This is a genomic window from Methanomassiliicoccales archaeon (assembly GCA_038850735.1).
Lineage (GTDB): Archaea > Thermoplasmatota > Thermoplasmata > Methanomassiliicoccales > JACIVX01 > JACIVX01.
On sequence record JAWCLO010000007.1, the window covers coordinates 93,711 to 105,393 of the forward strand.

The following is an 11,683-nucleotide window of genomic DNA, read 5'->3' on the forward strand; positions in this document are numbered from 1 at the left end:
ACTATCTCAACCAGACGAAATTTTCCTTAATACGTATCATGATCTTTTGCATATCATTAATTGCTTTCAGATCATCTACCTCACGATTAACAATAGCTACGAGGAGTAAAGCTGCATTGAGCTCTTTTATGAAGATCTTTGTATTCTCAAAAACTACTTTGAGATAATCGAGTTTTTCTTTAGAGTTGACCGATCTCGCTGATTCAGCTGAGGAATACATAACCGCGGCCATAGCAGAGAAGGTTTCTGAATAACTTGAAGCGCGGCTCTTACCCGCTATCATCAAGCCGGTTTTGGATATGAGGAAAACATTCTCAATATAAGGCGATTCTGCGATTTCCTCCCGCACAATATTATCAAATACCTCTTCCAATGATCCACCAGTAGTCAAGGAAACCACCTGGACGAACTTTTGATCGTTCAATCATAGATTCCAGACTTCAAACAATATAAGAATGGCGGATTATTCATTTAATTATTTGTGATTACGATTCAAGCTCGGATGAAACACTACTTCGCTGTCAAATGGGATAGCGAGATATGTGTGTTCATTGATTCTCGCTGCAAATTTGGAAGTTATCGATTATTATATTATACTCGGTACTCGATGCAGCATCTGGAAGTAGAGAATTTTCCGTTTGAACTTTCGATATTGATTTAAAGTCAACATATAGCTATTCGTAATCTCAGTCCTGGATAGATTTTTCATAAACATGATCAATGGGATAAGTATCCAATTAATCAGATATTGTTTATTCGACAGTCTTTCTCGACTGCATCTTGTTCTGATCTCCTGCTTTCCGTACTTAGTCTTTTCATGTTCCATCGCAACTAACAAATATAAAAGGTAAAGTATGAAGGAAACCTAAAAGTGAGCGGTGAAAATGTGAAAATAATCATCGTAACAGGAATGCCAGGTGCGGGTAAAGAAGAATTCGTAAAAGTCTCAAGAGAGCTTGGGTATGATGTGGTGAGAATGGGGGATGTGGTTAGGATTGAGGCTGTAAAGAAACAAATACCTCTCGATGATCAGGGCATTGGAGGGTTTGCCCATTCAGAAAGAGTGAGGTTGGGTTATGATATATGGGCAAAGCGCACAATTCCGCTGATAAAGAGCAAGAGGACCGTTATAGATGGATGCCGCGGCGAAAAGGAGCTGATGGTATTCAAAAATGCATTCGATGATGACGCTGTAGTGGTAGCTATACATTCTTCGGCAAAAACACGGTACGAGCGTTTGAGAAGACGGAACCGTTCAGATGCGCCAACAAACTTTGAAGAGTTCAAAGAGAGAGATTCAAGAGAATTGGGGTGGGGACTCGGGAACCTCATTGCTCTTGCCGATTACATGATCGTTAACGAGGGTTCCTTAGAAGAGTTTAAAGAGCAGGTTCGAAAGCTGTTAAAAGAGATCAATGGATATGAAAATCAAGGCTGTTAAATTATGCGCAGGCAACGCTTATTCGATAATACCCCAAGAGAAGTGCAGACTAGATCTCGGCAAAGTAGCCCATATTCTAGAAGAACATGGGATTGAAACCGAGAATCAAGGTGTTATGCTTATCGCACACATTTTGAAAACTGAGGTCACAATTTACACGAATGGTCGTTTGCTAGTTCATCCTTCATTTGACAAACACATGGCCGAGAGCATCGCGAATATGGTTTTCTCATTGATTGATGGTAAAATTAGAGAAGAGAATGATTGATCAAGAGCGACTACGAGTAAAATATATTATGGTAAATAATATATTACATTATGATATATTGTGCAGATTAGAACTCATCAATTCATTGTTAGTATCTGTTGGCGCACCCTGATATATGGTTTTCATGTTTGCATAATTATTCAACAAGGATAACCCCCAATTAACGTAGGATTGTTTCAATGTCTTATACATATTGTGTGGCCTATCGATGGCGTAATTCCATTAGATCAATTCTTTCAATTGAGGCAGTTAAAAACCATTGTCTAGTTTGATTTTATTAAGAAGCTTCTTGCATCCATATTGACTCGAAATACCTCATTTCAATGGCTTTGATCAACAAAAAACCTCATGCTATTTTTCCTTCTAGAGTTATTGCTTAAGATTCACAGATGTCTTGAATTATTCAAACACATAATTGTAACCTTATTTGCGATCTCACAAAATCTTCCTCCATATGAAAAGAAATATATAGGAACCAATATAACTTTATCACAACACCAGGGGGTCAAATGGGCATTTTCCGGTGGACTGTAATCATAGTTATATTAATGATTGCAGCCCCGCTGGTCACATCAACCATTTTTTTAGGACATATAGGGATTCCTACGGGAAATAAGCAATTATGCGATAATATAGATGAGCCAGCTGAAGCAATAATATTCGAAAAATCCGCGATTACCTTGAGATCGAAGAGCGACCCTGCCTTCGTTGAGTGTGGTGATTTTAACAATGATAGTTACATGGACTTGGTGGTAGTAAGCAGAGATTATCGAGTTCTCGAAATTTTCTACCAGTTGCCAAATAGACAATTTTCAATGAGTCCAAACGTTACGATTCAACTCGATTTCATTCCAACTGGAATGGACGTTGGAGATCTCGACGGAGATTTGAAGGATGATATATTGTTGACTTCTGCAACAACAAAAAAGGCATACATATTATATCAAAAGACAAATTTTTACCCAGCAATTTTAAAAGACGCGCGACCTGATCCATACCACGTGGTGATTGCTGATTTCGACCGGAACAATAAAAATGATTTCATTTATGTAAGCTTTAATCAAACTCTGATCCCTAATTCCACTTTTGTTCCCCATTTAAGAAGTGGTGAGGATTTCATAATGGAGAACTATGTTAGGCTCGATATTTATGGAGCTTACAAACCAACTCTCGTGGATTGCGCAGACTTGAATAATGACGGATATCAAGAAATTGCAGTAGCAGACACGTCGTCTAGCATACTGGTTTTGTTCAATGGAAATGAGAGTGTCGGTGTACCAAAATGGGATCATATGCAAACAATAGGAACAGAATCGATAAACAAACCAGTCAAAATTCAGTTCGTACAATTAGATGCTGATGCTCCAAAGGAATTGGCGGTACTTTCTCAAGGATCTGGAAAAATTACGATCTTTGATTATGACACTAAAACTCAAAAATTTGTCGAATACGTGATAAAGGATTCTCTTCAAGACCCGACATCTTTCGCTATGGCCGATCTCAACGGTGATGGAGTTCCAGACTTAGTCATTTCCACAATCAGCGGACGAGTGGAGGTTTATGTCACGAGGATCGGGCCTTCATTTGGACTGATGCCAGATCGATCTTTTCCAGTTAATAACCAACCGTTGAGATTGGTCGCGCAAGACATTGATGCGGACGGTCTAGCAGACTTAGTCGTCTCAGCAAATGCTTCAGCGTTGAATGGATCGGTGACAATTTACTTTGGCAAGCAAGAAAAAATTTTGAGCAATGCCGATGATCATCTATTCTTTGATCAAGAAATTTTGCCAACCAAAATGGTTTTTGGAGATTTTGATGGCGATGGCGAGGTTGAAGTAGGCACACTTTCTTCAGACAATCGAATCTTGTTTAGAAAGATTGGTAGTGGGATAATCGGATCAATAGATGTGGGACCAACGCCAGCATATTTTGGATCAGCAGATTTTAACGGAGATCACTGTGATGATTTGGTAATTTCTGATCAAGAAGCGAATATTATAACTGTTTTCTTTGGAGGGGAGAATTTCTTTGAAAATCAGATTGCGTCTGTAACTTTGCAATCCAACCTTAGTCGGCCAAGAGGATTGTCAATAGATTATATTTCAAACGACATGACCCTTGACATCGTCGTTGCATGTGAAGGTGGATTTCAGATCTTCTATAATTCTGGTACCTATCCATATTTCAACATAACCAACTCAATTACAATTGAAATTCAAAATGCCGATTTTGAATTTGTTGCGACGGGGCACTTTAATCCAGGATCTACCTTGATAGATGTGGCATTTTACAATATGAGTGGCAAGAGCATTGAGATATTCTATCAGGATATTGGATTGACACCATTCTCTGGTAAAGATCGTAATGTTCTCGCACCGGGTTCTTCCAATGCTGTTTCACTTGGTACAGGCAATATTAATGGAGACGCGTTGATTGATATTTTTGTTGCACTATCTGATTCTAATTTGATAGTGTATGTCCAGAAGGCTGGAATACCTAAAGGATTCTCCGATGGGCCGGGATCAAAGTATACGAAACTCATCGAAAATGGAATATTGGCGGCAACGAACGGCGATCTCAATGATGATGGAAAAGATGAAATTGCAACTATTTCAAGCAGAATCGGAACTATAGAATTATTCACTTTTGACGCAAGTTATAAAATTACGAGAATTTGGTCATTTTCAGTGGGTTCAGGTCTCGGTGATGTAATAGCAGCGGATCTCAATCAAGATCAAAGAAAAGATCTTATCGTATCCAACCCAGTATCTGCTGCAATTTCAATCTATTATCAAAAGAATCTGCCGCCAAGAGCGGTGGCAAATTGCATTACACCACTACCTTTGGTAGAGGGGAAAGAGGTTCAGTTTGAGGGTATTGGAACTTCTGATTCGTTCTCAGACGTTGCATCACTCAATTACACATGGTTTTTTGGAGATGGCCATCATTCATATGGAGTATTCTCAAGTCACATTTACGTGAAAAATGGGTCTTATATAGTTACATTGAGGGTAACTGATAGAGGGGGTCTTACGGATTATCACAATTTAACAATAGAAATAGATGATGCAGAACCAACCGCTCACTTTACAGTTTCCCCTATAATAATCTATGAAGGGCAGGACGTTTTATTCAACGACTCCTCAATTTCATACCCTGATGCGATCGTTTCTAGAGTGTGGGAATTTGGTGATGGAACGATTTTGAAGAACAACGAAACTTCAGTATCGCATGTTTTTATTAAAGATGGATTGTACAAAATCAATCTTACAGTCACTGATATCGATGGTTCAAAGAGCACATACTCCCAAGAGATCGTCGTACATGACCTCGCTCCCTCGGCAATGTTTATGGTAAGTTCTTTGAAACCTCTGGAAAAAACTTCTGTCACCTTCACGGATCTTTCAACCTCATATCCTGATGCGATTGTCCAATGGTTCTGGGAGTTTGGAGATGGTACAACAAGCAATGATAAGAATCCAGTACACGTGTTTGTTCAAAATGGAACTTTTACCGTCAAACTGACTGTTCAAGATTCTGATGGAAGCCAATCTTCATTTTCAATCGATATCGAAGTTCAGGATTCTATGCCAATAGTATCATTCTCCTTTGAACCTATTACGCCACTAGAAGGAGATGTCATTAGTTTCACCGACTACTCCACCGCCCACGATGGGGTCATTGCGTGGCTTTGGGATTTTGGCGATGGTACCTTTTCCTCCGAAAGAAACCCTCAACACTATTATGCCAATAACGGCACTTTTTCAGTGAGGTTGACAGTTACAGACGGTGATGGATCACTCAATTCGTCAGTAAAGCAAATAATTGTGTTAGACACCAAACCCACAATTATTGCATTGCGCGCAGATGTGTCAGGGGGCAAGACGATTGAAGATAGTCAGGTAGCATTCGAAGTAATTGTTGTACCAGGATGGGAAGGGGCAAAGAATCTTAGATATCATTGGAACTATGACTTTACAGGCGATTTTAAGGCGGATGAGATCACAGTAGCCAACGTGACATCTCATGCCTTTTCCAAGAAAGGAACCTATGTCATTGCGGCAAGAGTCTGGGATTCAGATTCATTTTCTGAAGAAAGTATCACAATTATTGTTGAAAACATGAAACCTGTCGCCAGATTTTCCTATCGATTGGTGCAGAGCGGAGAGCTTTGTTTCGATGCAAGCCTATGCGAAGATACACCAAGCGATATGCCATTACTGATGTACAGATGGAACTTCGATGACGGAAGCAATTGGACAGAGTGGAGCGCCACGCCTATTGTGTATCACAACTTTGCTGAAGATGGTAATTTTAGTGTCACACTGCAGGTCAAAGATGATGATGGCGCGATAGATAGTATCACCCAGTTGGTCATTATTGATAGGACGATGCCGACAATTGGAAATATCAATGTTCGTAGTGCCATTATTGGAAAGCCAATAGTTATTTTAGCAACGATATCCGACAATGTTGGCGTTGCGAACGCGACTCTGGTTTACAAAATCAACAACATTACATATTCAGTTGCTATGCTAAAAAAGAGCGATACGGAAAATGTCTGGGAAGGACAAATTAGATCTCAGAACAGTAGTGTGACTATCGTCTTCTGGATTGAGGCTACAGATACAAGTGGCAATAGATTTTCAACAGACGAATTGGAACTGGAGGTACTTGAAAATAGGTTCCAGAGCGAGCTCTGGATTGCAGCTCTAAGTGTTTCAGGGTTTGTAATTGGTGGTATTTATGTATACATGAGACGTTTCTCCACTCTCGTTGAGGAGATTTTCATCATATATGAAGATGGGTGCCTCATCGCCCATGATACGAGGCGACTGAAGCCAGGAATGGATGATGACGTGCTGAGCAGCATGCTCGTTGCAATCCAGGATTTCGTTAAGACTTCCTTCAAAGACGAGAAAGAAACGGCATTGAAACGTCTCGATTTTGGAGAAAAGAAAATTATCGTTGAGAAAGGCAAGAATATTTATCTCGCTGCAGTACTGCATGGAAAGTATAATCCAAGAATCATTCAAAGAATGCTGGGAGTTCTTGAAGAAATAGAGAAAGATTACGGCAAAGTCTTAGAGCGATGGGATGGAGATCTCGAGAAGGTTAGAGGGATAAAAGAAAAGGCGAGACCTATCTTTGAGAAAGAGTTCCGCGTGCCTATTAACAAGCTGAGAATTCTAAAAAAAATCAAGAAACTAGAAAATGTCGATCTCATCGATTGTCCGATTTGCGGTAAAGAAATCCCTGTCGGTCTTGAGCGATGTCCTGGATGCGGATCGGAGTTGAAACCCGCGGAGATATCGGACCTCGAAAAAGTTGTTAGAGATATTCTCGAATCTAACCATACAAATCATATGGAGGTTGAAAACTCTGATAAGGGAGCAGAAAATCAGAATCATTGAAGTCATTGATGACCGAGAGGTATTTTTGATTGAATTGGTGAATAAATGATCTTTTGAACTATTGACAGGAATAGTCCTAATGATCCAGTTAATTCACAATTCCCAATGCTTTGGACAAATAGGTTCCACTTTTCGTGACTACCTGTAAAAAGATTTTCAAAAAATTGGATTGCAGCAAATATTGAAATCGCATGATCATTAATCGAATTATACGTACCTGCAAGATTTAAAGGAGCATTTTTGTGATTCTTCTGTTTAGTCTACGTAAAACATCATTTCAGGATGGTGCTTAATCGAGATTTCCAGATCATAAAGAATAATATTGATACTATCGGGACAATGAGTCCTATGGCAGCTGTAAACTGGATTGTTAACCCCCATAAATCGAAAGCGATTGTCAAAAGACAAACACTAAGTATTCCCCAAAATCCCCATTTTCGTCTCATTAGTAAACCGACAGCCGCAATCATACCGACAATACCGAGAAACATAAATATCACAAGGAGAAAAATAGAAAATGCTTCTGAGATGGGATTATCCAGAAACTGGTTCATGCCATCAGTTATACCAAGAACTCCAAACATCAACCTAGCAGCGGATTGGAGAATCCAAAGAATTCCTATTAAAATACTAGCTTTTGCGATCCCGCTATTCTGCAATTTGCACACTTCCTTCTCGAGAATTTTTTGGCAGGCTACAAGTGCAAACTCTATAAGTACCTTTCTTCGTTGAACATCGATTTAATTGAATGCATCCATGGCTTGGTCAGAGAATATGCTTCAAAATTGAAAGTGTTAAGACATTTTGTCTTTTGGTGCGGCGAGTTTTTCGAACTCCGCTAGACGATGTCTAGATGTACGATGCATACGCGCACCACTTAGATATATATTCTGAACGATTTGAACATTCTTTTTTTAGCATCAGACGTCAGTGCACTTTAAGCCTCTCGATTTTAAAGCAGCCTCGATTCTACACTCCCGATCGCATAAAATTGGTGGATCTTGGGAAATACTAGTTCACATCGAGATTTTGCGGGATTGAAATACCATTTATAGGAAGATTTTCGAAGACTCCGTCTATTGATCAATTAAATTGCATCAACAAAAGGCGTATTTCTATTGCTAATCATGTCCTTGCTGGTTATGCCTGACAAAAGTCACCCAGCTTCATCCCCTGCAATTCCTGCTTGTCCGAATTTATGTGTAGTGGATCTTTGCATTCTAACAGAATTAATTTTATCTTACGTTATTGCAAGAAGACAAAATCGATTGTTTATTTAATATCTCATCGCTGCTTTACCCTCACTGCGTCCTCTTGTTTAACGACCATCGAATTACGCGATTAGCTCATGATCCCATAAGGTTGATAACATGCAACACTTATCTACCAGTGTGTCTCCTATTGAGACTTTCGCAGTAATCTTACTGCTTTGTTGCGTTCTATCTCTATTAGCATACAAATTCCAATTGTTGTCGGCAAGTGGCAGCGCGGCATCCATGATCATTGGAATTCTTATCGGATGGTTTGGATCACTTTCTTGGTTACTTACGCTGATTTTTTTTGTGTTCGCTGGATTCATAGTTACACGATTCAAACTGCGAGTCAAAATCGAAAGGGGATTACAGGAAGGGGAAAAGGGAGAAAGAACTTATCGAAATGTTCTTGCGAACGGACTGGTTCCAACCGTGGTCGCACTCCTTGCTTATTTTACAGGCACGCAGGATGAGTTCGTAGGAGAAATTGCGTACATCTCTGCTGTGAGTGTCGCAGCTGCGGATACGACGGCAAGCGAGCTCGGGGTTTTAAGCGATAAAACATACCTGATCACAAATTTCAAAAAGGTTAGACCAGGAACGAACGGTGGAATATCGCTTTTTGGCACTCTTTGTGCAATTCTCGCTGCTGTACTTTCATCAGTTATCGGATGGATTTCAATCATATCCTACGAGTCAGCAAATTGGCTAATTCTCGTCCCTTTTTTTTCAGGGATTATTGGGTGCATGGTTGATAGCCTAATAGGGGCAACCTTAGAAGATCGCGGCTATGTGTCGAAACTGACCACAAATATCATTTCGATGTTCGTTGGGGCCGCGATTGGCGCTATTATTACAACATTATTTTACTGAGATTGTTCAATGTTAAAATTTCTCGATACTTATCAAAAATTAAGATATACTAGAAAAAGCGGGATTGATAATTGCTTGCTCTCAAATGATCGAAGAGTAGAATTATTTCGAAAAAATTATACACAACATCTTCTCTTTTCGCTAATTAATTGTATAAAATGAATTGAATTAATTGATCACGGTGGGGAGGTACGATGCAGATTAGGATTTCAAGAGGAAATATTTACATGCTGAAGTGCGAAACTGCGAGCAGACTCTTCGATCTCTGCAGAAATGCGCGGACATGCGGGTTTGATATTTTATGTATCGCTAGGACCCATCCCGACATACTCAAACACGACTTTGGGATTGAAGAGGAAGGGGAGAATATAATTTGGGTTTCCCAAATGGTTGGAACAAGAAGCATAAATCCTCAGAATCTAACCATTCTTTATGATAAGATTGGCAAATTTATATCGAATAGCAAAAATGCATTAGTGTTTCTTGAAGGGATAGAATACCTCATAATGCAGAACGATTTTCAAAAAATACTCAGATTCCTCAATCAATTATACGAGATTGTAGCAATTAACAAGGGAATTGTCATTTTCCAGATCGATCCACGTGCGTTCTCCGCAAGAGAAATTGCACTTATGGAAAAATGTGCCGTATCGCTAGAAAGAGATGATATGGTCCTTCTCAAATGATCTTTACCAGATTATAAACTCATGAGAAGCTATGAATCGATTAGACTTAAAACATAGATTATGGTTTGAGAATTGAATCACAAGTACTTATTCTAATAAATTATATATAGAGCATCCTTGTTTAAGCGAAACAACGCGAATGGTATGACGGCCATAGCGGCGGGGATACACCCGGTCTCATCCGAACCCGGAAGTTAAGCCCGCCAGCGTTCCCTGTTGTACTGTGGTGCGCGAGCCCACGGGAAGCAGGGATCGCTGTCAGCCATTCGCAAACATCTGGCAGTTGCTAATTAAGGATTTTGATGCAAATTTTTAATGATTTTGATCTTAAATCCATCTTGGACGTGTTTCCCGAATATAGCAGCTTGAGTCGCCACAAGTGCATTGGGCATATCTCAAGCGGAATAGCTATTTCGAAAGAATTTTCAAGGAAGGATTGGAAGAACCTTAGGGATACGATTTCCTCTAGGAGAAGAGAAAGTTAATAGGAATCGTTTCTAAATAAAAAAATAAAAAATATTTAAAATTAGGGGGATTTCCCCCTTTAAAGATTTTTGCGGTTTTGTGGTTCAGTTTTAGAGATATTCTTTCCATACGCAACTTTCAGGCAAATTGTTCAGATAGTCTGCAAGTTTCTGGGCTGCTGTGTAGTAACCATCGCTGTATAGATCCAATATAAATGCTATCGCATCGGACATGTGGCCAAACCAGGGATCTGTTCCTACACCTAGATCTGGTAGGTAGACCCATGCGTTTGAATAGTCTTCGCCGTAAAGCTGTTCTGTGAGTAGCAAAGATAGTATTTGAGCTTGCGCTTTAAGCATCGGGTTGGATGCATCTGGAATGCTCAATATATTGTATGCCTTCAATAGATCTGCATTGGTGATATTCTCCCAAATGTCTGCATCTGTTAGATTCAAGAAGTCGAAGTCGCCACCGTATTTTGCATCTATGTTAAAGATGAACTGCTTTAGCTGATCCATCGATACTTGAATTCCTTTAGTCCATCCGTTAACATTCTTGATTATGTTATTCTTCCAGAAGCCAATAGTATGCCCTGGTGGTCCGCAAACGACGTTTCCAAAGTTCACTGCCAACTCAAATCCAGAGACGTTACCGATAACCACATAGAACGTGGATGTGATGTTGATCCACCCGCATTCCATTATTTCTGTAACATTGTAAATGCCAAGCGTCAAATTGCAGAAGCAATAGTATCCCGTTTCATCTGTATAGGTCCACGCTATTAGACTTCCATTGACGTCTCGCAATTCAATACGCCAATTCGGTATGCCGGTCTCATTTTCTACATCAAATATGCCATTTATGTTCGCATCGAAGAATTTGTATCCGCAGATCTTACCGTACTGGATGTTCGTGAAGCTGATCTTCACGCACTCACCAGACTCGTCGAGGACGACAGTCTGCTGCATCGGTTCATCGCTGTACCAGCCAGCAGGCAGGACTTCCTTGACGGTGTATGTGCCCAGCTTAAGATTCTCGAAGCACACCCAACCCGTCTCGTTCGTCACAGCCCACGCGATCTTCACCATACTCTCGTTGTAGAGTTCGATGGTGATGCCAGGAACAGGTCCGACTTCGTACTCGAGTTTCTGCACGCAGATCTTACCGTACTGGATGTTCGTGAAGCTGATCTTCACGCACTCACCAGACTCGTCGAGGACGACAGTCTGCTGCATCGGTTCATCGCTGTACCAGCCAGCAGGCAGGACTTCCTTGACGGT

Annotated in this window: 8 protein-coding genes and 1 rRNA gene; 6 read left to right on the forward strand and 3 right to left on the reverse strand. The window is 40.2% G+C overall.

The genetic code is table 11. The features are described 5' to 3' along the window. Position 1 precedes the first annotated feature (1 nt). Positions 2 to 400 (reverse strand): roadblock/LC7 domain-containing protein, encoded by a 399-nt coding sequence (locus QW087_05815; protein MEM2944237.1) that lies wholly within the window; start codon positions 398 to 400, stop codon positions 2 to 4. A gap of 471 nt (positions 401 to 871) precedes the next feature. Between QW087_05815 and QW087_05820 the strand changes: the two genes are divergently transcribed. The 3 genes from QW087_05820 to QW087_05830 all read left to right on the forward strand — a co-directional run bounded on the left by QW087_05820 (position 872) and on the right by QW087_05830 (position 7,126). Further along, positions 872 to 1,441: an AAA family ATPase gene (locus QW087_05820; GenBank protein MEM2944238.1), complete on the forward strand. Its 570-nt coding sequence runs from the start codon at positions 872 to 874 to the stop codon at positions 1,439 to 1,441. Next, positions 1,422 to 1,709, forward strand: a complete 288-nt coding sequence (locus QW087_05825; GenBank protein ID MEM2944239.1) for a hypothetical protein — start codon at positions 1,422 to 1,424, stop codon at positions 1,707 to 1,709. The genes QW087_05820 and QW087_05825 overlap by 20 nt, the downstream gene beginning before the upstream one ends. 509 nt (positions 1,710 to 2,218) lie before the next feature. Beyond that, the gene (locus QW087_05830; protein MEM2944240.1) at positions 2,219 to 7,126 is read left to right on the forward strand and encodes a PKD domain-containing protein; all 4,908 of its coding nucleotides are present in this window, start codon (positions 2,219 to 2,221) and stop codon (positions 7,124 to 7,126) included. A 272-nt stretch (positions 7,127 to 7,398) separates the two neighbouring features. Here QW087_05830 and QW087_05835 read toward each other — a convergent pair whose 3' ends face one another. After that, a complete protein-coding gene (locus QW087_05835; GenBank protein MEM2944241.1) occupies positions 7,399 to 7,785 on the reverse strand; it encodes a hypothetical protein in 387 nt (128 codons plus the stop codon). A gap of 732 nt (positions 7,786 to 8,517) precedes the next feature. Here QW087_05835 and QW087_05840 point away from each other — a divergent pair. The 3 genes from QW087_05840 to rrf all read left to right on the forward strand — a co-directional run bounded on the left by QW087_05840 (position 8,518) and on the right by rrf (position 10,202). Beyond that, a complete protein-coding gene (locus QW087_05840) occupies positions 8,518 to 9,252 on the forward strand; it encodes a DUF92 domain-containing protein (protein ID MEM2944242.1) in 735 nt (244 codons plus the stop codon). A gap of 194 nt (positions 9,253 to 9,446) precedes the next feature. Then, positions 9,447 to 9,938: a DUF835 domain-containing protein gene (locus QW087_05845; GenBank protein MEM2944243.1), complete on the forward strand. Its 492-nt coding sequence runs from the start codon at positions 9,447 to 9,449 to the stop codon at positions 9,936 to 9,938. 143 nt (positions 9,939 to 10,081) lie between these two features. After that, positions 10,082 to 10,202: ribosomal RNA gene (gene rrf, locus QW087_05850) — 5S ribosomal RNA — on the forward strand. A 311-nt stretch (positions 10,203 to 10,513) separates the two neighbouring features. On the opposite strand, the gene QW087_05855 is transcribed toward rrf, so the two are convergent. After that, positions 10,514 to 11,683: SdrD B-like domain-containing protein (locus tag QW087_05855; protein ID MEM2944244.1), on the reverse strand; the 1,170-nt coding region annotated here is incomplete at its 5' end.

Coding starts and splice junctions, on each gene's coding strand:
- QW087_05825 (MEM2944239.1), top strand. CDS start 1,422: ATGAAAATCAAGGCTGTTAAATTATGCGCAGGCAACGCTTATTCGATA.
- QW087_05830 (MEM2944240.1), top strand. CDS start 2,219: ATGGGCATTTTCCGGTGGACTGTAATCATAGTTATATTAATGATTGCA.
- QW087_05845 (MEM2944243.1), top strand. CDS start 9,447: ATGCAGATTAGGATTTCAAGAGGAAATATTTACATGCTGAAGTGCGAA.